This is a genomic window from Providencia stuartii (assembly GCF_029277985.1).
Taxonomy (GTDB): domain Bacteria; phylum Pseudomonadota; class Gammaproteobacteria; order Enterobacterales; family Enterobacteriaceae; genus Providencia; species Providencia zhejiangensis.
Genome location: NZ_CP119546.1, coordinates 1,054,995 through 1,078,053 on the forward strand (window position 1 = coordinate 1,054,995; position 23,059 = coordinate 1,078,053).

Below are 23,059 nucleotides of genomic sequence, written 5' to 3' on the forward strand. Positions count from 1 at the left end.
AGCTTATTGTGGCCACTGCATCTCGCCTTTAATAACTTTAGCGCTTAGTTCTAAACTCGATTTGTCATCAAGATTTGGGTAAGCCTGTTCCATTTTACTCGTTAACATTTTGGCATCCTGACTTTGTTCAGCCATTGTTTCAAAAGTCTTTAAATAATTTTGGGTAAAGGTGACTGACGTTAGATCCCTTTTTGAATTTCCTGTAAAGTGCCCCGGTACAACAATCTTAGGGTTCAAAGCCTGAATATTTTCTAACGTTTGTTGCCAATGTTGGCGTGACTCTTTGGTTTGCGTATCTGCAACCCAAACGTGAATGTTGTCCGAGACAACGACACCACCGACAACAGCCTTCAGTGATGGGATCCAAACATAAGTACGTTCAGGGGCTGGGCCATCACTTCCTTTAATCAATAATGTTTCACCTTCGATAGTAAAACGGTCTCCTTGTATTACATCGGGAACAATGAGAGCTGTTGGCGCTTCATCTTTCAGTATTGTCCGCCAGTACGCGAGTTTACTCTCTTTTGACGCTTTGATAGCTTCGACAGTTTCTTGGGTTGCGACCACTTTTGCATCGGGAAACGCTTTAATAATGGTGTCTAACCCAAAGTAATAATCAGGGTCAGAATGGCTGATATAAATGGTTGTTAGCGTTTTATTGAGCGCTTTGATTTGGTTAACAAGCGCTTGAGCATCGTTTTTTTGGAATTGCGCGTCTATTAGTATCACTTCTTTATCGCCGCTAATGATTTCAGAAGAGACAGGGAAGATGCTGTTATTTCCGGGATTATACACATCCAGTTTTAGTGTTGCGGCTTGGGTAAATGCGGTCGTTAGTGTAACGAATGCCGTTAGAGCGACGGTGCGGAGTTTCATTCTTTATTCCTCATTATTATCTTTGTTTCGTGTTTGGTTCGATGAGATGTATATTAAATTGCAATAATGATGAGAAAAACGTCATAATTAGCAAATATTTGTTGCATAAATCGGTCAAATAGATGGATAGACTCACAGCGGTTCAAGTGTTTATTAGTATTGTTGAGCAGGGCAGTATGAGTGGTGCTGCTGATAAATTGGATATGTCGAGGGCAATGGTAACTCGCTATTTGGCTGAAATGGAGCAGTGGGCGGGAGTACGCTTGTTAAATCGCACGACAAGAAGATTAAGTTTAACATCGGCTGGTGAGGGCGTTTATCAGCAAGCGTTAAAATTGAATGCACTTTCTCAGACGTTACCTGTTCAACAACAGCATGATGCGAATCAGCTATCAGGGTTAGTGCGTATTAGTTGCGCCCAATCTATTGCCAGTCAGGCCCTCTCGGTTGCGATAACGGAGTTTTTACACTCTTATCCGAATATGGCAATTGACCTCAGTGTGACGAATAAATCGGTGAACCTGATTGAAGAGCGCATTGATGTTGCGATACGAATTACTAACCAATTAGAACCCAGTCTGATCGCCAAGCCACTTTCAACTTGCCATTCTGTGGTGTGTGCTGCGCCATCTTACTTAAAAGATAAAAAACTCCCTACTAAACCAGAGGATCTAGCGCCCTTAGAGTGTCTAACTTACCATTTTTTTGGTCGTAGCCTTTGGCATTTTGAAAAAGCGAATGAGCCTTTTTCTGTATTGGTCGGGGGGCGTCTCAGTGCCGATGAATCTGTCTTTTTAGCGCAAGCGGCGCTAAATGGGGCGGGAATTACACTGCAACCTTATTTGTCCGTCAAAAAATATCTGGAGTCAGGCGAGTTAATTCAACTATTGCCTGATTACCAACCTCAGCCGTTAGGTATTTATGCAGTATATGCTAGCCGTCAAAACATGCCGACAACATTAAGAGCCGTATTGGATTTTCTGGGTCATTGGTTTGCCACTTCTGAATATTGGTTGTCATTGATGCAGCAACGCGGCGCTTAAATCACGCTCAGTTTGAGCAAATGACGCTTTTAAATATTGAGTGAAGATATCAGAGAGTTGTGATGACGGGCGATGAACCGGCTTAATGAAACTCACAGTAAAAGGAATTGAAAAACTTAATGGGCGAATAATTAATTTACCTGCGGACTGCTGGTGGAAATCCAATGCTGTTATTGGATTCACGATAGAAATACCAATGCCTTTGAGAACCATTGCACAGATAGAGGATGCAGAATGAGTTTCCATCACCATTTTTCTTTCGATTTGATGTTGGGTAAAAATGGTATCGATCAGTTGCCGATAGCTATCTGTCAGCGAAAGACTAATAAAAGGTTGATGCAGAAAATCAGTAGGCGTTAGCATTCCTTTCTTTTCAAGAGGGTGTCCTGCTGGCAATACACACACTTCATTAAGTGACCCTAATGTGAGTTGTTCGGTACCCGGAGGGGGTTGTAAATGCTCAGTTAAACCAAAATCATAACGCTGTGCAGAGAGCCATTCTTCCAGAATCGGAGATTCTTGTGGGATCACGGTAAGACTGACGTCTGGGTAATCAGCCATGAAGGTTTGACATACATTTGGCAGTAAAGATTGAGCAAAAGCCGGTAAGCAAATAACCGAGAGCTGTGTATTATCAAAGCGTCGGATCGTTTGTGCTGAATTTTTTATTCGCTCTAAGCCATAATATGAACGTTCAACTTCTTCAAAAAAACGTAGCCCTTGTGCTGTAGGGCGTAATCGGCCTTTGATACGATCAAATAATTTAAATTGTAGTAGGTGTTCTAGGCGAGCCAACTCTCGACTAATCGTCGGCTGTGAAGTGTTCAGCAATAACGCGGCTTCCGTCAGATTTGGGGTGGTCATAACTGCACGAAAAATTTCAAGGTGTCGCCAAGAGAGAGTTTGCATAGTGTATTGACCATCCTATATCAGAAATGAATAGATTTTAGCAAAATAGATATTTTTTTTCCCTGCCTTTCTCTGAATAATGGAACGATAGAATAAAAATTTATCGGCGAGAAAAACATGACCTCATTTGCAAGCACCACAAGCTCATATTTAACACCTGAAAATTTAATCTCCTTACCTGAGCAGTTCGGTACACCTGTATGGGTATACGATAGTTCAGTGATTATTGAACGTATCAATCAATTGAAAATCTTTGATACCGTGCGTTTCGCTCAAAAGGCATGTTCAAACATCCATATTCTACGACTAATGCGTGAGCAGGGCGTTAAAGTTGATTCTGTTTCACTGGGTGAAATAGAGCGTGCGCTTGTGGCGGGTTTTCAAGCGGGTCGTGAAAATGCAGAAATTGTGTTTACGGCTGATGTGCTCGATAGAGCGACGTTGGCTCGAGTGACTGAGCTGGATATTCCGGTCAATGCTGGCTCTATTGATATGTTAAGCCAAATTGGTGAGAAAAAAGCGGGTCATCCAGTTTGGTTACGCATTAATCCAGGTTTCGGTCATGGTCACTCACAAAAAACCAATACAGGTGGTGAAAATAGTAAACATGGTATTTGGCATCAAGATCTGCCTGAAGCTCTTGCCCAAATTCGTCGTTATAACCTGTCGTTAGTTGGTTTACATATGCATATTGGCTCAGGGGTTGACTATCAACATTTAGCGAATGTCTGTGATGCAATGGTTGAGCAAGTCGTGTCATCGGGTGTGGATATTCAGGCTATTTCAGCGGGTGGTGGATTATCAACGCCATATCGGGAAGAAGATGAGTTGATCGATGTCCAGCATTATTTCAGCTTATGGAATCGTGCTCGTCAACGTATTGAGCAGCATTTAGGCCATACCGTTGAATTGGAAATAGAACCGGGGCGTTATTTAGTGGCAGAGTCTGGTGTGTTACTCGCAGAGGTTAGGGCAGTTAAACACATGGGGAGCCGCTATTATGTGTTAGTGGATAGTGGTTTTAATGATTTAATGCGTCCAGCCATGTATGGAAGCTATCATCATATTTCAGTCCTGCCTGCGGATGGGCGTTCGCTGGATAATGCACCACAAAAAGAAGCGATTATCGCTGGGCCTTTGTGTGAGTCAGGCGATGTATTTACTCAACAAGAAGGCGGCATGGTGGAAACGCGTTTATTACCAGAAGTGCAAGTTGGTGATTATTTAGTGTTTCATGACACCGGTGCATACGGTGCTTCAATGTCTTCTAACTACAACAGTCGCCCATTATTACCCGAAGTGCTACTCGTTAATGGTAAACCAAAACTTATTCGTCGCCGTCAAACCATCGAAGAGTTATTGGCGTTAGAGCTTTAATTCTTTTTGATTTGGATACTACCTTGATTGGTAGTATCCGCTGTACTTATTATGTATTCAGTGAGAAGAAGTCTGTATGGAGACATTTATGCACACATGCTCACTAATTGCTAAGCACTCCATTGTGCTTAAGAAATCTGTTGAGCTGAATGGAAAATACAAAAATTAGGCAATTAAATTGTTGGTTAATGTTTCTTGACCGAGAAAAAACTCGTTGATAATAAAATAAAGGAAACTAAATTCTAGGTTGATATGGGTGTAAACGCGGGGATATATCCAGTATTTACGGGTATCAACAAGATTGGTTGGATATTGTTAATAGAATAGACTTTGACATAAACAAAAATAGTATGTCGCTAGCCATAGTGATTTTAAGTGATTTAGAATGATTAAAACCACTATGACAATGTAATACTAGTTTTAGCTATTAGTGTTGGCTTTGTGATGCAATGCTTGCTAACGTCGCCATCATCGTCGAGAAAAAGAATAAGAAAAATATCACAGAAAATACAACTGTAATAATAAAATAAATTAATCCAGCTCTATTCCAGGTTTCTTGTACTTTCATGAAGGTTTCTGCTGAATCATAATCACCATTTTTCCAAGCCCATTCATTACCTTTGAACCCACAAACAAACATCCATATTAGATTAAAGAATGGAATTAGCATTAATAACGGCAAGTACGATTTATTTCCAAACCCCCATATGATATTGAACATAAATGCACCCCAGTTCCAACGCTTAATTCCCTCTGGTACTTCTTTATTCGAATAAGACATTTTATATCTCCAGTTCTAAAAATGATAATAATTGATTTCACTAACCATAGTAAAAATAGTCTCGTATTCTAATATAAGAAATTCTTAAGTTAAATTTATTTGTGTAATAATAATGTTACTAAAGATGTAATTACGCTTTAGTGGAGATATTTATCGTTGGATAGTGACAGTGGCGAGGCGGTTTGATGAAAAATAATAAAAAACTAGCCCAATATTAAGGGCTAGTTTTTGTCTAATTTAAAATAACCTAATTAAGCAGCTTGTTTCTTTTTAGCTTGCTTGTCATTTTCACCTTCAGTATGAGGATTTTTTGTACTAGCTGTTCCCAATGCTTCAAAATCAAATTCATCAACATTGATGGTACGTAGACGGCTAGCCTCAGCCTTGCGCAGAATATCTGCTTCTTCTTGGGTGATAATATTTTCAGGCAACATTTGCTCAGCTAATTTATCTAAGCGAGTGAAGCTGAATTTACGTTCTTTCAAGCGACAAATTCGTTCAAAAATAGGTTCTGCCGCGATAATGTCATACAGTGCCTGATTCACTAAACCATGAGGGTTATGCTCTGTTGGTGTCAGATACTGCCCACGGCCAATTCGGTCGCGGGTTTCAGACGGTTCCATTAGCAGTTGTGCTAATTTATGGTCAAGGCGATCCGATGGCGCTGACATAGCACGACCTGTAGGGAATAACGTAATACGCATCAAGCCTGCAACCATTCTATTTGGGAAGTTTTTCAATAAATCGTCCATCGCTTTTTCAGACTGATACAGACAATCTTCCACGGCCCATTTGACTAATGGTAAATCCGCTTTTTGACGTCCTTCATCTTCATAGCGCTTCAGTGTCGCGGTCGCCAAATAGAGATGGCTCAGAATATCACCTAAACGGGCTGAGATTCGTTCACGACGTTTCAAGCTTCCTCCTAGCACCGCCATAGAAATGTCAGCGAGTAGAGCAAGGTTTGCACTTTGGCGATTTAACATCTGATAGTAGCGACGTGTCTCATCTTTTGTTGGGGCACTACTTCCACGACCATTGGTTAAACCTAACCAGAAGCTGCGGAATTGGTTACTAATAACGTGACCAATATGACCAAACACGGCTTTATCAAATTTATGTAGATTATTATCTTGAGCTGCGGCCATCTCTTCCAGTACATAAGGATGACAACGAATTGCGCCTTGGCCAAAGATGATCATGCTACGGGTTAAAATATTCGCACCCTCAACGGTAATGGCAATAGGAGCACCTTGATAAGCTCTACCGACAAAGTTAGATGGACCAAGACAGATACCTTTACCACCGGTAATATCCATTGCATCAATCACTGAGTGTTGTCCTCGGTGAGTACAGTGATATTTAACGATAGCAGAGAGAACCGCAGGTTTTTCGCCTAACATAATACCAGAGGTAATTAATGTCGCCGCTGCATCCATTAGGTAGGAGTTACCCGCGATACGTGCGAGAGGTTCTTCAATACCTTCCATTTTACCGATAGGTAATTTAAATTGACGACGGATATAGGCATAAGCTCCCGTTGCCATTGCAATGCTTTTTAAGCTACCCGTTGAGTTGGATGGCAGAGTAATACCACGGCCAACAGATAGACATTCAACCAGCATGCGCCAGCCTTGCCCTGCCATTTTTGGACCACCAATGATGTAATCGATAGGAACAAAAATATCTTTTCCACGAGTAGGTCCATTCATAAACGGAATATTCAGTGGGAAGTGGCGATGGCCAATTTCAACACCTGGGGTATTGGTTGGAATCAAGGCACAAGTGATCCCTAATTGTTTTTCACCCCCCAGTAAGCGATCAGGGTCTGACAATTTAAATGCAAGTCCAAGTACTGTTGCGATAGGCGCAAGCGTGATATAGCGCTTGTTCCAGCTTAGGCGCATACCTAAAACTTGTTCACCTTGCCATTCTCCCATACAAACCACGCCTGTATCAGGAATGGCGCCTGCATCGGAGCCAGCTTCAGGGCTTGTTAGTGCGAAACAAGGGATCTCTTCACCGGTCGCCAGACCCGGTAAGTAGCGCTGTTTCTGCTCTTCGGTACCGTAATGCTGTAGTAACTCACCGGGACCAAGGGAGTTAGGTACACCGACAGTAATAGCAAGAATACCTGAAACACCAGCCAGTTTTTGTAGGACTTGAGATTGCGCATAGGCGGAAAACTCAAGGCCACCGTATTCTTTTTTGATGATCATGGCAAAGAAGCGGTGATCACGTAAATATTGCCAAACTTCAGGAGGAAGATCAGACAATTCATGACTGACAGCAAAATCATTAACCATGCCACAAACGGTTTCAACGGGGCCGTCTATGAAGGCTTGCTCTTCAGCCGTTAGCTGAGGTTTAGGGTAATTATGTAATTTATTCCAATCAGGCGCACCGCGGAAAAGGTCGCCTTCCCACCAAGTGGTTCCAGCATCGATAGCTTCCTTTTCGGTACGAGACATCGGAGGCATCACTTTTTGGAACATTTTCAGGGCGCGAGCTGAAAATAGTGATTGGCGCACTGGCGTAAAGACAAATGGAAATAAGACTAGCGCAACTGGTAGCAGCATCCAGTAACTCCAGATATCGAGTACGCCCATCACTGCGGTATAGGCAAGTAACAGTACAGTGCTAAGCGCCAATGATGTTTTGTGGTAGCAGAGAATACCAATTAATACGAGAAATAGAATGATACTGAGTAGGGTCATAGGAAAACTCCTGTATACTTGTAAGAGGTCTGACCTGTTGTTTATCTAATCTATAACCTTTAATAAAGAATTAGCAACACATTTACATCTTAATTACAACTTGGCTCACAAAATCACCAAGTAACGCCCTGTAACAGTTTCAGAAAAGAAGAAATAACGTCGTAAAAAAGCGTCAAAGCGATAAAAAGGGATAAAAAGCACGGATTAGTGCTAAATGCTTAAATCAAACATAATCAGATGTAGAAAGAAAATGTACCCTGTGTAACAATCTGAGGAGTAAAGATTAATTACCTATCTTCAGGCCGTTTATCACGGCTCAGAAACCGTTAAATTTAAGGGGAAATCTCATGTATCAAGATCTGATCCGTGGTGAGCTATCAGAAGCAGCCGATACGTTGGCAAAATTCCTTAGTGATGATGCAAATATTCAGGCTATTCAACAGGCTGCTGTATTATTAGCAGACTCCTTTAAAGCGGGGGGGAAAGTCCTGTCATGCGGTAATGGCGGATCTCACTGTGATGCTATGCACTTTGCTGAGGAGCTAACAGGACGCTATCGTGAAAATCGTCCGGGCTATCCAGCTATCGCGATTTCTGACGTGAGCCATTTATCTTGTGTCAGTAATGATTTTGGTTATGAATATGTATTCTCTCGCTTTATTGAAGCTGTCGGTAAAGAAGGAGATGTTCTTCTTGGGATCTCAACCTCAGGCAATTCAGGCAACATCATTAAAGCAATTAGTGCTGCTCGTGAAAAAGGCATGAAAGTGATTACGTTAACTGGGAAAGATGGCGGCAAGATGGCGGGGAGCGCCGATATTGAGATTCGCGTGCCACATTTTGGTTATGCAGATCGTATTCAGGAAATTCATATTAAAGTGATTCATATCCTGATCCAATTGATTGAAAAAGAGATGGTTAAATAATTCTCTGGCAAGAGAGGGTCTTAAAATGTGCGAGTTACTTGGCATGAGCGCAAATGTGCCAACAGATATTAACTTTAGTCTCAGTGGACTGATATCCCGAGGGGGGCAAACAGGCCCACACAAAGATGGTTGGGGGATCACGTTTTATGAGGGGCTAGGGTGTCGTACGTTTAAAGATCCTCAACCGAGTTTTATGTCTCCAGTCGCACGTTTTGTACAGGAATACCCGATTAAATCGGAAACGGTAGTCGCACATATTCGCCAAGCAAATCGTGGAGACGTTACATTAGCCAACACGCATCCTTTTACACGAGAGTTGTGGGGACGTAATTGGACTTACGCTCATAATGGGCAATTAAAAGGTTATCGCTCGCTGAATACAGGGAATTACCGGCCTATTGGTGAAACTGATAGTGAAAAAGCATTTTGTTGGCTGTTAAACCAACTCGCCATGAAATACCCGCGAACCCCCGCTAATTGGCCTGCTGTTTTTCGTTTTATTGCGATTTTAGCTGAACAATTACGCCGTAAAGGCGTATTTAACATGCTATTGTCTGACGGGCGTTATTTAATGGCTTTTTGCTCCACTAACCTTTACTGGATCACGCGTAAGGCACCGTTTGGTAAAGCGAAATTACTCGATCAGGATGTTGAGATTGATTTTGAAAGTTGCACAACACCCACGGATATTGTTTCGGTGATAGCTACCCAGCCACTTACTGGAAATGAAAGTTGGCATAAAATTGAGCCGGGTAGTTTTGTGCTATTTCACCTCGGCCAGCGTATATTGTGATCGAAGTCTCAATAACTTATCTTGTGTTTCTGGCAAGCTATTAACGGCATATTTTCCTGATGTAACAGAGATTTGTGCGGGCTTGCCTACATCATGAAAGTAATCATAAGCAGGTTTTAATTGCTGCCAGAAAGCGTAATGGCTTGAGTTTCGATGAAGTAACATATTTTCTTTTGTCATGCGAAAAGGATAGATGCTGACATCAATAGTGTTTTGACCATTTTTAAAAGCGGTTTCAACAGCTTGATAAATTTCACTCATATATTTATCGGTCATTGCATAGCATCCAACAGACACGCAGTCACCATGTATCATAAGGTAGTTACCTTCATAGCCTTGCGCTCGATCGAACTCGTTAGGGAATCCTAAATTGATAGATCGGTAATACCGACTGTTTGGATTAAGTTGAGAAGCGGTTATTTGATAGAATCCCTCGGGACTTTTTAAATCACCTTCTAGCTTTTTCGGACCTAGCCCGCCAGAAAACTTACAAATTGGGTAAGTTTTAGACAGATTATACTTCCCATTTGGCGCTTTTTTATAGAGTTCTAATATGCCTTCTTGCTTAAATATTTGAATAAAGAGGGTCGAATCTTGTTGGTTAATCGTTTTACTATTAAGTAAAAATGAATGATTATTCGCTTCAGCAACGAGAGCTTGTAGAGAAAATAGGATAAAACTAAAGCTAATAAAGGTATTTTTTTTCATGCTTAAGCCAAATAAGGTTGAGTTTTTTTGTTTAAAAAAAATCATTTTAGCGATATTTTAAACGAGCAGATAGTGATTTGATATAGTCCATTAATAATTTAGTGATGAATCGATATTGTGTGAAAAACGGACAGCGTTCGATAAATGTGAGCTAAAACCTCGTTTATTACGAATGATTGCAAGAAAAATTGAAAATTTATTGTTATTTGCTTGAGCTAAGTCACTTGAATATCCGGACAGAAGTCGGGGGAACTGGTAAAATTACGAACGGCAGAATAAGAGAATAGTGTCAAAATATCGAGAGAATTATTTGCTTGAGTTATGGGAGTAACTTGAGCTGTTTTTATTTACTGAGTCGCTATGGTCCTTCACCGGATCATTAGCTTAGGGTTAACTTAGAAACTTGTGCAGATCTTATGATTAAAATTAAAAAAGGCCTCAACCTTCCTATTGCAGGTGAGCCAGCCCAAGTAATAGAAGACGGCCCGAAAATTCAACACGTAGCATTGCTAGGTGAAGAATATGTCGGAATGCGTCCTTCTATGCTGGTGAAAGAAGGTGAGCACGTAAAAAAAGGGCAGGTTCTTTTTGAAGATAAAAAGAATCCAGGAGTGTTATTCACTAGCCCAGCCTGCGGTAAAATTATTGCGATTCATCGTGGTGAGCGTCGTGTCCTCCAATCCGTTGTTATTGAAATTGATGGTGACGAACAAGAGACCTTTGCTTCTTACAATAGGGATGAATTGGCAAGTTTGACTCGTGAACAAGTCGAAGAAAACTTGGTTAAATCAGGCTTATGGACAGCATTAAGAACCCGTCCATTCAGCCGTTCACCTGAACTAGGCACCTCGCCTGCCGCTATTTTTGTGACAGCAATGGATACCAATCCACTGGCGGCTGATCCGCTGGTTGTCATCCGTGCTCAGCAAGAAGCCTTTAATGACGGGTTAACCGTTCTGTGTCATTTGACTGAAGGTAAAGTGCATGTATGTCATGGTGCAGGGGATTTACCTAAGTCTAGTAATCATCCGCAAGTCGCTTATAGCGAATTTGCTGGCCCTCACCCAGCAGGGTTAGTTGGTACTCACATTCATTTTCTGGAGCCTGTCAGCATTCAGAAAAAGGTATGGCATCTTAATTATCAGGACGTGATTGCATTTGGGAAGTTATTCACTACAGGTTATCTATATACTGATCGCGTAGTATCACTTGCCGGCCCTCAGGTTGAAAAACCCCGTTTGATTAAAACACGTCTTGGCGCTGATCTGTATGAATTAACCAAAGGTCAACTCAAAGCAGGCGAAAACCGCATTATCTCTGGCTCTGTGCTATGGGGCGTAACCTGTGATGAAGCGCATCATTATTTAGGGCGTTTTCATAATCAGATCACCGTGTTACGTGAAGGTCGTGAGAAAGAGTTGTTTGGTTGGATTTGGCCTGGTTTCAATAAATTCACTATCACCCGTACAACCGTTGGGCATTTCTTGAAAAATAAACGCTTTAATTTCACCACAACGATGAATGGTGGAGAGCGTTCAATGGTGCCAATTGGTAACTATGAGCGGGTAATGCCTCTCGATATTATGATAACCCACCTCCTACGTGACCTCCTTTCTGGAGATACGGATTCTTCTCAGGAATTGGGATGTCTAGAGTTGGATGAAGAAGATCTGGGGCTGTGTACTTATGTATGTCCGGCCAAGTATGAATATGGCCCAGTACTTCGTGATGTACTCACCAAGATTGAGTTAGAAGGGTAATTCCATGGGGTTGAAAAATTTATTTGAAAAGAATGAGCATCATTTTGAGCCTGGTGGAAAGTTAGAAAAACTCTATCCATTATTTGAAGCTGTTTCGACAGTTTTCTATACACCAGGTACCGTCACCAAAGGTCGCTCTCACGTTCGTGACACGATAGACCTTAAACGTATGATGATCCTTGTTTGGTTAGCGGTGTTCCCTGCAATGTTTTGGGGAATGTATAATGTAGGAAACCAAGCTATTCCTGCTCTTTATCACTTATATAGTGGTGCTGAGTTACAGCAAGTATTGGCTGGAGACTGGCATTATCGTGTTGCTCAGTTCTTAGGTGCATCCATTACGCCTGATGCAGGTTGGGGAAGTAAAATGCTGCTTGGTGCAGTGTATTTCCTGCCTATCTACGCGGTTGTTTTTGCGGTTGGTGGTTTTTGGGAAATTCTGTTTTCTCTTATCCGTGGCCATGAAATCAACGAAGGTTTCTTTATATCCTCCATTCTGTTCGCATTAATTGTTCCGCCTACCATTCCATTATGGCAGGCAGCATTAGGGATTACATTTGGTGTGGTGATAGCGAAAGAAATTTTCGGTGGTACAGGGCGTAACTTCCTTAACCCTGCACTTGCTGGACGTGCTTTCTTATTCTTTGCTTACCCCGCTCAAATTTCTGGGGACTTAGTTTGGACGGCTGCTGATGGTTTCTCTGGTGCAACGCCACTTTCTCAGTGGGCGACTGGCGGTGAACATGCTCTAATGAATACAGTATCAGGTGAACCTATCACTTGGATGCAAGCATTCTTAGGCAATATGCCTGGTTCTATTGGTGAAGTTTCCACATTGATGATTTTTATCGGTGGTGCATTCATCATTTTCTTCCGTATTGCTTCATGGCGTATCGTTGCTGGTGTTATGGCTGGTATGATCGCGATGTCTTATCTCTTTAACTTTATCGGTTCGGATACAAACCCTCTCTTTGCAATGCCATGGTACTGGCATATGGTCTTAGGTGGTTTTGCGTTTGGGATGATCTTTATGGCGACAGACCCTGTTTCTGCCTCTTTCACAGATAAAGGTAAGTGGGCTTACGGTATTTTGATCGGTGTTATGTGTGTGCTTATCCGTGTTGCAAACCCTGCATATCCGGAAGGTATGATGCTAGCAATCCTGTTCGCCAACTTGTTTGCTCCTCTGTTTGACTATCTGGTCGTTCAAGCAAATATTAAACGGAGAAAAGCCCGTGGCTAATGAAAAAACAACCAATAAAGATAGCGTCGGCAGAACGTTCATAGTCGTTTTTATTCTATGTCTAGTGTGTTCTATCGTCGTAGCGGGTTCTGCTGTAGGTTTAAAGTCTAAACAGCAAGAACAAATTTTATTAGATACGCAACGGAATATTTTAAGTGTTGCTGGTCTCTTACAACCGAAGATGACAGCGGAAGAAGTGCAAAAAATTTATGGCGAACGTATTGAGCCTAAATTATTGAACTTCAAAACTAATGAACTTTCCGACAGCACCAGTCGCTATGATCTTAATAGCGAATTGCGCAGTGAAGAAACGAGCATTGCACTTTCACCTGCTGAAGACATTGCGAAAATTCGTCGTCGTGCAAACAGTGCTGAGATTTATCTTGTCAAAGATGATCAAGGTAAAGTTTCACAAATTATTCTACCTGTTTATGGCTCAGGGCTGTGGTCTGTCATGTATGCCTTCGTTGCAGTCGACATTGATGGCGTAACTTCACGTGGTATTACTTATTACTCTCACGGTGAAACACCGGGTCTAGGGGGGGAAGTTGATAACCCACAATGGAAAGCTCAGTGGCCGGGTAAAAAACTCTTTAATGAGCAGGGTGTTCCTGCGATAAAAATTGTTCGTAGTGGCTCAACAGATAGCCCTTATGGTATCGATGGCCTTTCAGGTGCAACGCTAACTTCAAACGGTATTCAACACATGTTTGATTTTTGGTTAGGCGACAACGGCTTTGGTCCGTTCCTGAAAAAAGTTCGTGAAGGAGCGCTGAATAATGGCTGATTCTAAAGAAGTAAAACGCGTACTGCTTGGGCCTTTGTTTGATAACAACCCAATCGCACTACAGATTCTTGGTGTATGTTCTGCATTAGCAGTAACAACCAAGCTGGAAACGGCTGTAGTGATGACGATTGCAGTAACTTTGGTCACTGCATTTTCTAACTTTTTTATCTCATTAATTCGTAACTATATTCCAAATAGTGTGCGGATTATCGTTCAGATGGCAATTATTGCTTCTTTGGTTATTGTTGTTGACCAAATTTTGCGAGCCTATGCGTATGAGATCTCCAAACAGCTCTCTGTATTCGTTGGTCTTATCATTACAAACTGTATTGTTATGGGACGTGCTGAAGCTTACGCAATGAAAGCGCCACCTGTAGAAAGCTTTATGGATGGTATTGGTAATGGCCTCGGTTATGGTGTTATTCTGATCCTCGTTGGTTTTTTACGTGAACTATTTGGTTCAGGCAAACTGTTTGGTATTACCGTTATGGAATCATTGCAAAATGGTGGTTGGTACATGCCTAACGGTCTGTTCCTATTAGCACCTAGTGCATTCTTTATCATTGGTATGCTGATTTGGGGACTACGTACCTTGAAACCGGCTCAGGTAGAGAAGGATTAAGTCTATGGAACATTATATTAGCCTGTTCGTAAAAGCGATATTTATTGAAAATATGGCGTTGGCATTCTTCCTCGGTATGTGTACGTTTTTGGCGGTATCGAAGAATGTTAAAACTGCATTCGGTTTAGGTATTGCAGTGACGGTTGTCTTGGGTATTTCAGTACCAGCAAACAACCTAGTGTATAACCTAGTTCTACGTGATGGGGCACTGGTTGAGGGAGTTGATTTATCTTTCCTTAACTTCATTACCTTTATCGGGGTTATTGCTGCACTCGTACAAATTCTGGAAATGATTCTAGATCGTTATTTCCCGTCACTTTATAACGCATTAGGTATCTTCCTGCCGTTGATTACCGTTAACTGTGCAATCTTTGGTGGCGTCTCTTTCATGGCTCAGCGTGATTATAACTTTAGCGAATCTATCGTATATGGATTTGGCTCAGGTATCGGCTGGATGTTAGCGATCGTGTTGTTAGCATCAATTCGTGAAAAGATGAAATATTCAGATGTTCCGGCGGGTCTGAAAGGCTTAGGTATTACCTTTGTCACCACCGGTTTGATGGCACTGGGCTTTATGTCCTTCTCCGGTGTGCAGCTATAAAGGCGAGAAGAATTCATGGATATTATTATTCTAGGCGTAGTGATGTTTACCCTGATTGTCTTGGCGCTAACAGGTTTAATCCTGTTTGCTAAGTCCAAGTTAGTCAATACAGGGAACATCAAAGTTGAAGTTAACGGCGATCCTGATAAGAGCTTTGAAGCTCCAGCGGGTGATAAGCTGTTAGGTATGTTATCTAACCAAGGGATCTTTGTTTCATCTGCTTGTGGTGGTGGTGGTTCATGTGGACAATGCCGCGTGCACATTAAAGAAGGTGGCGGTGATATTCTGCCGACCGAGCTTTCCCACATTAACAAACGTGAAGCAAAAGAAGGTTGCCGTTTAGCCTGTCAGGTGAACGTCAAACAAGATCTAAAAATTGAATTACCTGAAGAAATTTTTGGTGTTAAGAAATGGGAATGTGAAGTTATCTCTAATGATAATAAAGCAACTTTCATTAAAGAACTGAAATTGAAAATTCCTGATGGTGAAGTTGTACCATTCCGTGCAGGTGGATACATTCAGATTGAATGCCCGCCACACGTGGTGAAATATGAAGATTTTGATGTACCAGAGGAATACCGTGAAGATTGGGATAAATTCAATCTATTCCGTTATGTTTCTGAGGTAAAAGAGCCTACGGTTCGAGCTTATTCAATGGCGAACTACCCAGAAGAGCACGGTATTATTATGTTAAACGTGCGTATTGCAACACCTCCACCACGTAATCCAGATGTTCCACCAGGGATCATGTCTTCTTATATTTGGTCGTTGAAACCAGGTGATAAAGTGACTATTTCGGGTCCATTTGGTGAATTCTTCGCGAAAGAGACGGATGCAGAAATGGTCTTCATCGGTGGTGGTGCTGGTATGGCACCAATGCGTTCACATATCTTCGATCAATTAAAACGTTTAGATTCTAAGCGTAAGATCAGTTTCTGGTACGGCGCACGTTCTAAACGTGAAATGTTCTATACAGAAGATTTCGATCAATTAGCCGCTGAACACGAAAATTTCACTTGGAATGTTGCACTTTCCGATGCAATGCCGGAAGATAATTGGGATGGTTATACAGGATTTATTCATAATGTTCTGTATGAAAACTACTTGAAAGATCACCCCGCACCAGAAGATTGTGAATTCTATATGTGTGGACCTCCAATGATGAACGCAGCAGTTATCAAGATGCTCAAAGATCTTGGTGTGGAGGATGAAAACATCTTACTGGATGATTTCGGTGGTTAAGTAACCCTTAGTTGTTTGTATATACTTACATAGTTGAGGTGCAGTTAGGTGACAAGAGAATGAGTGTCTAAGAACAGGTTAATTCCTGTGACTAGTGCGAATGAACGTAGTCAGCAACACGGCAATCAACAATATGATGAGTATAGCGCCCGCTTATGTGGGCGCTTATTATTGAAGCAGAGAAAATTATGCTGAACAGAAAAGTGATAACTCCAGTGCTGCTGTTTGCAGCAACACTATTATTGGCGGCTTGCGGCGGACCTGAACAAGCTAACCTTCAGGGGCAGACGATGGGAACTTACTATTCCATCAAATATGTGGCTGATTCTTCCTCTCCAAGTAGTGAATCAATCCAAGCAGAGATAGATAAACGTTTGGAAGAAGTGAATGACCAAATGTCAACTTATCGTCCTGACTCGGAATTAAGCCGTTTCAACCAGTTCAAAGAAGTTAATGTTCCTTTTCCTGTTTCAGCTGCAACAGCAAAAGTGGTGAAAGAAGCCATTCGTATTAATGAGTTAACTAATGGGGCGCTGGATGTCACGGTTGGTCCTTTAGTTAATTTGTGGGGATTTGGTCCTGAGGGGCGAGTCACCAAAGCACCAACAGACAGTGAATTAGAAAAACGTCGTGCATGGGTTGGCATAGAGAAATTATCTGTACAAGGTAATAATCTGATTAAAACGATCCCTGAGCTTTATGTCGATTTATCTTCTATCGCGAAAGGTTATGGTGTCGATGTCGTTGCTGAGTATTTAGAGTCAGTCAATATTAATAACTATATGGTTGATATTGGTGGTGAAGTCCGTACGAAAGGGAAAAATGGTAAAGATGCTCCTTGGCGTATTGCGATTGAAAAGCCGACGACTGATGGGGTGAATCAAACCGCTCAGGAAGTGATCGAACCGGGTGATATGTCTATAGCGACATCGGGCGATTACCGTAACTATTTTGAACAAGATGGTGTCCGTTTTTCCCATACTATCGATCCAAAAACAGGGATGCCAATTAAACATAATTTGGTATCAATAACGGTACTTGCTCCAACTTGCATGAGTGCGGACGGTTTATCGACAGGACTTAATGTGCTCGGACCCGTTGAGGGTTTTGCCTTAGCTGAAAAGCTGGATATTCCTGTGTTTATGATCATCAAGACAGAAAAAGGTTTCGAAGAGCGTTACACTAAGGCATTCGAGCCATTTTTACAGAAAAAGCAGTAATTAGGAGGGTGTAAGAATGCTAAATGTTTTTATTGCAGCTTTCGTCCTGTTCCTACTGGCATTTCTCGGTATGTCACTTGGGTACATTATTAAGCGCAAGAGCATTCAAGGTAGCTGTGGTGGATTAAGCAGCATTGGTGTTGAAAAAGTGTGTGATTGCCCAGAGCCTTGTGATGCACGTAAGAAGCGTATGGCACGGGAAGAGGCTCGCCAAAAGGCACTTGAAAAACACCGTATTATTTAAAATCTGATAAGTATAATGATGGCCTTAGCTGTGAACTGTCACAGTTAAGGCTTATTTTTTATTTAGAGGCTATGCATTAGAGTTGATGCTCATAGCGTTAGGCTACTTTGATAAAGCAAGTTAAGAACTACTTACTGATTGCGTCTTTAAAGCTTTTAGGGGAATCAACCATCACCGCATCTGCGCCAATGTCTTTGGCTAATTGATAATCTTCCATACTATTGACACCAAATAGAACAATATGGGCTTGGCCATTTTTTCTAAAACAATCAATAGCTTCTTTATCCCATGATAATGTGGCAGGTGAGCGAGCCTCGCCTAATGTGTATTTCTCCACGACCTCGACTTTACGGTGTAATTCAAAGCCATACCAACGTGATTTAGATTGTCTATCGGTGGGGGCTGAACAATGATGATTCATAGCGCTATTAGCTAAGATGGTACGTGTTTCATCACGGCCTTCAAAGGTATTAATTTTATCGGAGCGTTTGGTTAAGGCTTTGATGAATGCATCATTAGTTGAATAAAAGCGCGTATTTTTAAACGCATTATTTTTTTCAAGTAATGCATAAATAATATCGGCTTGCGTGGTTGGGTCTGCATCAGGGGATTTTAAATCAACATAAAATTGCGTGTTAGGGTATTTTTTTAATACGGATTCGAGTGTTGGGATCGTTGTTTGCAGTATGGGTAATTGACGATGATGTTTTTTGTTAAATTGCTCAGCGGCATTGAATGTGGCGAGTTGTTGTGCGGTGTACTGAGATATTAGCCCCTTTTGCGCGGTTAAGGCTTCTAAGTTACTCGGCCTATATAAAACAACGTGTTTATCTTTGGTCAGTTGGGCGGTTATCCAAATGATGTCAGCATTATTTTGTTTGGCGAGCTCAATTGCGTAAAGTGTATTCTCAGGCGCATCCGCAGTACCTGCCCGATGAGCAACAATTTGTAGCGAGTGGGCGAAACAACTTTGGCTGGAAAGAATTAACAAACCAGCGAATATCCCTTTTTTAATATATGGTGTTGTTATTTTTATCATATGTATTACCTGTAATAATTATCTCAATAAGTTAAATTGAATTCAGCGAACCCTTTTTGTAATACTTTTCTGGCTTCTTGTAAGTAGTACTTGATTGAATTAGGACTAACTTTTAATTGCGCCGCAATCTGTTGGTAGGTCATTCCTTCAAATTGGGCTAGCCGATAGGCTTGCTCAATGATTGTCGGTAGCTTAGCAAGTTGTTCAAACATGCGTTGCAACTGCTCCTCTAGTACCAATTGTGTTTCCAAGTGCCACTCAGGCTCAGGCTCCACCAGCAGATTGAGATATTTAGCTTCTATGTGTTGTCGACGATAAAAATTGGCAATATTGCGTTGTGCCAGCGTGTACATAAATGCTTTTGGAAAGTGTAGAGTTTGGCAGCGATTTGTTTCAATCGTATGAACAAAGACATCTTGTAAAATTTCACTTGCGATATCGTCGTTAGGGGTGCGAGCAAGAATATACCTAAGGAGATCAGGGGCATATTGCTGAAAGAGACGCTGTTCTTCTATTCGTGAGGTACTATTAGTAGAGAAAATTGGTGTAGTCATAAATAAAAATAATAATTATTATCATTTTTATTTTAAAGTCAATTATGGACCCTCAAAAAAGAGAGTCCATCCGCGATATTAAAAATATTTGGTGATACTTAAACGTACATCTCGACCCACACCGGATACGGATTCGCCAAGATATGGATAATAATCTTGATCGAAAAGGTTAGTTGCAGTAACTCTGATCTCTGTATCAGAAATAAATTCAGGATTCCACTGCGCAAATGCGCCATACAGCGCATAGCCTTTGGATTTTGGGTATCCCCATGAGTCGGCTTTAGGGTCTCTATCTGCGGGTGAACGGACTTGATGTCCGACAAAGTCACCTGTTACACCAAAATGAGTATGCCATTGCGGTAATTTGTAACCTAACATGACATGTAAGGTATCGGGTGGAATTTCACCTATCCATGTTTTTTGTCCAAACCAGGGGTCACGAGGAGAGGCATCACGTTCACCTTTGATTGTGGAATAGGCCATTTTACCGAAAAGATTAGGACTATCATAAAATAGCTCAATCTCTAAGCCTTCAATGGTGTAGCCGGGTAAATTACGATAGTTCGAAAGGGGTCTCTCGCAATCGCCTATACCGTATTTTTTTGCCTCACAATATTCACCACGGCGACGAAATATCTCATCTTTTCCTCTATTACGAAATAGCGTGGTACGTATTTGTAACTGGTCATCCGCTTGTATGACTTGGTCGAAGTCGACGATTGCACCCAAACGAATTCCATGCATACGTTCTTTACCTAGATTGCGGCTGCTGCCGGTTAAACTGCTATTAGCGAATTGCACTTCATACTGTTCATCAATAACAGGTGCACGCCATGTACGGCTAATATCACCAAAAAGCGTGAGGTTAGGTGTTGTTTTCCAAAGGAGCCCCAAATGAGGCGAGATACCACTATAAGTGACGGAACGATAATCATGGCCGATGAGAGGGTCTTGCTCCATATAGGTTGCAGCTAAATTACCTTTACCCTTGTTGGTAACATAATCGTAGCGTACGCCCGGAGTGATTGTTAGCCTATTCCAAGTTATTGCATCTTGGATATATGCGCTGGTGGTTTCTTGGACTCCAGCAGGCATAAATTGCGGTTGAAAATAACCATAATTATATTCAGGCTTATTGGCTTTTCCTGCATCGAACATCAAAATGCCACGATCATTCTTATGCCATCTTGCACCAATGGTAACTTGGTGTTCTAACCTCCCCGTATCGAAGACACTTTCATTATGAATATCAAAGAGTTGATCTGTATAGTTAACCCAGCTTTTATTACCTAGGCTGGACGTTAAGAATTTAGACGCATTTTCTGGTCTAGTGTCATGCTGCTTGGTTTTTGACCATGCGTATGTGGCTGTTAGATTGATCAAATCACTATTTTCAGGGATAAAATTCCACTTCACGCTGTAGTTTTGATCTTGCTGATCTCGCTGTACCAATTTACGTTTGATCGCACCATCAAAGCCATATTGGTCGATCTCTCTTTGTGTTGGTGTGCTCAGTTCATCTCGTTTTGCAGCCCAAGGCACTAAGTTATCCGATTCTGAGCGCATTGCAGATAAACTGAGAGTGTGCTGGTCATTGAGGTAAATATTGCTTTTAATTAAATAAGATAATTGATCTGATTGAGAAAAACCGAATCGGCTCCCATCAGGACGACGTAAATCATCCCCTTTTCTTTTGCTGACATACAATAAGCCATCGGCAATCCCATTAAGCGTTTTGCCATATAAGGCTGAACTATAAATATTTTGACGGTCGTTGGTGTGATAGCTGTATTTAAACATCGCTCCGAAATGCTGTCCTGTCCGTAACAGGTCTTCAGGATCTTTGGTGGTGATTTTGACGGTTCCACCAAAGCCGCCATTGCCGTCCATAATGTTATGTGGACCTTTATCAACATCGATACGTTTGATGAGTTCAGGTTCGATAAACACTGAACCTTGGCGGTATTTTTCAAAGCCCTTGGGCGCATCATCAAGAGTGACTTTAACGTCTTCCATATCTCCCATCCCCCAAATATTGAGTGTTTGCCCTCCAGGGCGAGGGGAACCGGATGATGAGACTCCCGGTAACTGATCGACTAGCTCGGCCAGATTATTGGCTTGGGTACGTTCGATATCTTTTAATTTAAGCACTGAGCTGCCTGCGCCAACACTTGAATTTAAATGACCAACAACAGATAGGGCTGGAAATTGAATGGGTTGATCTTGTTCTTGTTTGTGCGATGCCTCAAGAACGGTTTCTGCTCCGTCCGCAGAGGCTGCTGTGGTAGCGATCAGTAAACTCGCAAAGGAGAGACGATTGAGCCTAGACAAAAAGGCACGTGTTGGTTTATCTATTTTTACTTGCTGAGTGGAATTTTTATTCATTATATTCTCGATAATTCACCATTCTTATCAATATCTACTATTAGTCGTTTGAGAACGTTTTTCCGGTAATGAAAATGATAATTATTTTTATATTGACGGTTTTTTTGAGGAATAATTGCACACCTAATAAATAAACTGTATATTTAAACAGTATCTATTCGGTGAGATTGTAATGCGTAAAATAATTCATATTGATATGGACTGCTTTTATGCCGCAATAGAAATGCGTGACGACCCTAGTCTACGTAATGTTCCTATTGCCGTGGGGGGGAGTGCTGAGCGTCGTGGTGTAATTAGTACAGCCAACTATGAGGCAAGGCGCTACGGTGTACATAGTGCCATGTCAACAGCGGTTGCATTAAGGTTATGTCCCCATCTAAAAGTTCTACCGGGTAGGATGGCTCTCTATAAAGAAACGTCTTTGCATATCCATAAAATTTTTTCTCGTTATACCGATTTAATTGAGCCCCTGTCATGGGATGAAGCCTATTTAGATGTGACAGATAGCCAATACTGTCATGGCTCAGCAACACTGATTGCTGAGGCTATTCGTCAGCAAATTTTTGATGAGCTACAGCTGACTGCTTCAGCAGGGATCGCACCAATAAAATTTTTAGCCAAAATTGCTTCGGATTTAAATAAACCCAATGGGCAGTTTGTCATCACACCTCAACGTTTACCGGAGTTTGTGTTGTCATTACCGTTGAAAAAAATTCCGGGGGTTGGCAAAGTCACGGCGCAAAAGTTATCAGATATGGGATTGGAAACGTGTGCGGATGTGCAACATTATGATGCTGTCACTTTAATTAAAGCAATGGGGAAGTTTGGGCAGGTCTTATGGGAACGCTGCCATGGTATTGATGAACGGCCCGTTAATCCTGATAGATTGCGTAAATCTGTGGGGGTTGAACGGACTCTGGTGAAGGATATTTATCACTGGGAGGAGTGTTTGCCATTATTGGATAAGTTATATGAAGAGTTGGAAATCAGGCTGACAAAAGTAAAACCTGACCGGCGTATTGCACGCCAAGGCGTAAAAATAAAATTTAATGATTTCCAGCAAACAACTCAGGAACATATTTATCCAATACTCGATAAGCAAGACCTTGTACTTTTGGCTAAACAGGTTTGGGAAAATCGTCGCGAAAATCGAGGGGTTAGGCTGGTTGGTTTGCATGTGACTTTGCAAAGCCCACAATTAGAAAGGCAATTATTGTTAGAACTTTAAAGTA

At 41.6% G+C, this 23,059-nt stretch carries 22 protein-coding genes; 14 read left to right on the forward strand and 8 right to left on the reverse strand.

What is annotated here, in order from left to right; translation table 11 throughout:
• Nucleotides 1-3: 3 nt before the first annotated feature.
• Nucleotides 4-876, reverse strand: a complete 873-nt coding sequence (locus P2E05_RS04490) for an MBL fold metallo-hydrolase (protein ID WP_276123025.1) — start codon at nucleotides 874-876, stop codon at nucleotides 4-6.
• Nucleotides 877-998: 122 nt separating this feature from the next.
• On the opposite strand from P2E05_RS04490, the gene P2E05_RS04495 reads away from it, so the two are divergent.
• The gene (locus tag P2E05_RS04495) at nucleotides 999-1,919 is read left to right on the forward strand and encodes a LysR family transcriptional regulator (protein WP_154623970.1); all 921 of its coding nucleotides are present in this window, start codon (nucleotides 999-1,001) and stop codon (nucleotides 1,917-1,919) included.
• Here P2E05_RS04495 and P2E05_RS04500 read toward each other — a convergent pair.
• Nucleotides 1,893-2,828 (reverse strand): LysR family transcriptional regulator, encoded by a 936-nt coding sequence (locus P2E05_RS04500; RefSeq protein WP_154623969.1) that lies wholly within the window; start codon nucleotides 2,826-2,828, stop codon nucleotides 1,893-1,895. The two genes, P2E05_RS04495 and P2E05_RS04500, sit on opposite strands and share 27 nt — an antisense overlap.
• Nucleotides 2,829-2,945: 117 nt before the next feature.
• Between P2E05_RS04500 and lysA the strand changes: the two genes are divergently transcribed.
• Nucleotides 2,946-4,205 carry a diaminopimelate decarboxylase gene (gene lysA / locus P2E05_RS04505; protein WP_247046753.1) on the forward strand — a complete coding sequence of 420 codons (1,260 nt, stop codon included), beginning with the start codon at nucleotides 2,946-2,948 and terminating at the stop codon, nucleotides 4,203-4,205.
• A gap of 427 nt (nucleotides 4,206-4,632) precedes the next feature.
• Here lysA and P2E05_RS04510 read toward each other — a convergent pair whose 3' ends face one another.
• Nucleotides 4,633-4,986 carry a ribonuclease G gene (locus tag P2E05_RS04510; protein ID WP_154623967.1) on the reverse strand — a complete coding sequence of 118 codons (354 nt, stop codon included), beginning with the start codon at nucleotides 4,984-4,986 and terminating at the stop codon, nucleotides 4,633-4,635.
• A gap of 251 nt (nucleotides 4,987-5,237) precedes the next feature.
• Nucleotides 5,238-7,703: an acyl-CoA dehydrogenase FadE gene (gene fadE, locus P2E05_RS04515; protein WP_154623966.1), complete on the reverse strand. Its 2,466-nt coding sequence runs from the start codon at nucleotides 7,701-7,703 to the stop codon at nucleotides 5,238-5,240.
• Nucleotides 7,704-8,050: 347 nt separating this feature from the next.
• On the opposite strand from fadE, the gene lpcA reads away from it, so the two are divergent.
• Both lpcA and P2E05_RS04525 read left to right on the forward strand, forming a co-directional pair.
• Nucleotides 8,051-8,629 carry a D-sedoheptulose 7-phosphate isomerase gene (lpcA, locus tag P2E05_RS04520; protein ID WP_154623965.1) on the forward strand — a complete coding sequence of 193 codons (579 nt, stop codon included), beginning with the start codon at nucleotides 8,051-8,053 and terminating at the stop codon, nucleotides 8,627-8,629.
• A 25-nt stretch (nucleotides 8,630-8,654) separates the two neighbouring features.
• Complete coding sequence (locus P2E05_RS04525; RefSeq protein ID WP_154623964.1) at nucleotides 8,655-9,422, forward strand: class II glutamine amidotransferase; 768 nt, start codon at nucleotides 8,655-8,657, stop codon at nucleotides 9,420-9,422.
• Here P2E05_RS04525 and P2E05_RS04530 read toward each other — a convergent pair.
• Nucleotides 9,393-10,130 (reverse strand): L,D-transpeptidase family protein, encoded by a 738-nt coding sequence (locus P2E05_RS04530; protein ID WP_163860763.1) that lies wholly within the window; start codon nucleotides 10,128-10,130, stop codon nucleotides 9,393-9,395. The genes P2E05_RS04525 and P2E05_RS04530 overlap by 30 nt on opposite strands.
• A 416-nt stretch (nucleotides 10,131-10,546) precedes the next feature.
• On the opposite strand from P2E05_RS04530, the gene P2E05_RS04535 reads away from it, so the two are divergent.
• From P2E05_RS04535 to nqrM, 9 genes are all read left to right on the forward strand, one after another.
• Nucleotides 10,547-11,890, forward strand: a complete 1,344-nt coding sequence (locus P2E05_RS04535; RefSeq protein WP_154623962.1) for a Na(+)-translocating NADH-quinone reductase subunit A — start codon at nucleotides 10,547-10,549, stop codon at nucleotides 11,888-11,890.
• A gap of 4 nt (nucleotides 11,891-11,894) precedes the next feature.
• Nucleotides 11,895-13,133 (forward strand): NADH:ubiquinone reductase (Na(+)-transporting) subunit B, encoded by a 1,239-nt coding sequence (locus tag P2E05_RS04540; protein WP_154623961.1) that lies wholly within the window; start codon nucleotides 11,895-11,897, stop codon nucleotides 13,131-13,133.
• Nucleotides 13,126-13,920 (forward strand): Na(+)-translocating NADH-quinone reductase subunit C, encoded by a 795-nt coding sequence (locus P2E05_RS04545; protein ID WP_163860764.1) that lies wholly within the window; start codon nucleotides 13,126-13,128, stop codon nucleotides 13,918-13,920. Before P2E05_RS04540 ends, P2E05_RS04545 begins: the two co-directional genes overlap by 8 nt.
• Nucleotides 13,913-14,542 carry an NADH:ubiquinone reductase (Na(+)-transporting) subunit D gene (locus P2E05_RS04550; RefSeq protein ID WP_154623959.1) on the forward strand — a complete coding sequence of 210 codons (630 nt, stop codon included), beginning with the start codon at nucleotides 13,913-13,915 and terminating at the stop codon, nucleotides 14,540-14,542. Before P2E05_RS04545 ends, P2E05_RS04550 begins: the two co-directional genes overlap by 8 nt.
• A gap of 4 nt (nucleotides 14,543-14,546) precedes the next feature.
• On the forward strand, nucleotides 14,547-15,143 hold the full coding sequence (gene nqrE, locus P2E05_RS04555) for an NADH:ubiquinone reductase (Na(+)-transporting) subunit E (RefSeq protein ID WP_154623958.1): 597 nt from the start codon (nucleotides 14,547-14,549) through the stop codon (nucleotides 15,141-15,143).
• Nucleotides 15,144-15,158: 15 nt separating this feature from the next.
• Entirely contained in the window at nucleotides 15,159-16,385 is a 1,227-nt protein-coding gene (nqrF, locus tag P2E05_RS04560; protein WP_154623957.1) for an NADH:ubiquinone reductase (Na(+)-transporting) subunit F, read from the forward strand.
• A gap of 63 nt (nucleotides 16,386-16,448) precedes the next feature.
• Nucleotides 16,449-16,580 carry a hypothetical protein gene (locus P2E05_RS21615; RefSeq protein WP_255427370.1) on the forward strand — a complete coding sequence of 44 codons (132 nt, stop codon included), beginning with the start codon at nucleotides 16,449-16,451 and terminating at the stop codon, nucleotides 16,578-16,580.
• Nucleotides 16,574-17,605 carry an FAD:protein FMN transferase gene (locus P2E05_RS04570; protein ID WP_154623956.1) on the forward strand — a complete coding sequence of 344 codons (1,032 nt, stop codon included), beginning with the start codon at nucleotides 16,574-16,576 and terminating at the stop codon, nucleotides 17,603-17,605. The genes P2E05_RS21615 and P2E05_RS04570 overlap by 7 nt, the downstream gene beginning before the upstream one ends.
• Before the next feature lie 16 nt (nucleotides 17,606-17,621).
• Nucleotides 17,622-17,849 (forward strand): (Na+)-NQR maturation NqrM, encoded by a 228-nt coding sequence (gene nqrM / locus P2E05_RS04575; RefSeq protein ID WP_004923200.1) that lies wholly within the window; start codon nucleotides 17,622-17,624, stop codon nucleotides 17,847-17,849.
• A 127-nt stretch (nucleotides 17,850-17,976) separates the two neighbouring features.
• Here the strand turns inward: nqrM and P2E05_RS04580 are convergent, their stop codons facing one another.
• From P2E05_RS04580 to P2E05_RS04590, 3 genes are all read right to left on the reverse strand, one after another.
• Nucleotides 17,977-18,888 (reverse strand): glycerophosphodiester phosphodiesterase family protein, encoded by a 912-nt coding sequence (locus P2E05_RS04580; protein ID WP_154623955.1) that lies wholly within the window; start codon nucleotides 18,886-18,888, stop codon nucleotides 17,977-17,979.
• 23 nt (nucleotides 18,889-18,911) lie between these two features.
• Nucleotides 18,912-19,442, reverse strand: coding sequence for an RNA polymerase sigma factor (locus P2E05_RS04585; protein ID WP_154623973.1), 531 nt, complete (start codon nucleotides 19,440-19,442; stop codon nucleotides 18,912-18,914).
• Nucleotides 19,443-19,520: 78 nt separating this feature from the next.
• Nucleotides 19,521-21,827, reverse strand: a complete 2,307-nt coding sequence (locus P2E05_RS04590; RefSeq protein WP_250000050.1) for a TonB-dependent hemoglobin/transferrin/lactoferrin family receptor — start codon at nucleotides 21,825-21,827, stop codon at nucleotides 19,521-19,523.
• Nucleotides 21,828-21,999: 172 nt separating this feature from the next.
• On the opposite strand from P2E05_RS04590, the gene dinB reads away from it, so the two are divergent.
• The gene (dinB, locus tag P2E05_RS04595) at nucleotides 22,000-23,055 is read left to right on the forward strand and encodes a DNA polymerase IV (RefSeq protein WP_272658001.1); all 1,056 of its coding nucleotides are present in this window, start codon (nucleotides 22,000-22,002) and stop codon (nucleotides 23,053-23,055) included.
• Nucleotides 23,056-23,059 lie beyond the last annotated feature (4 nt).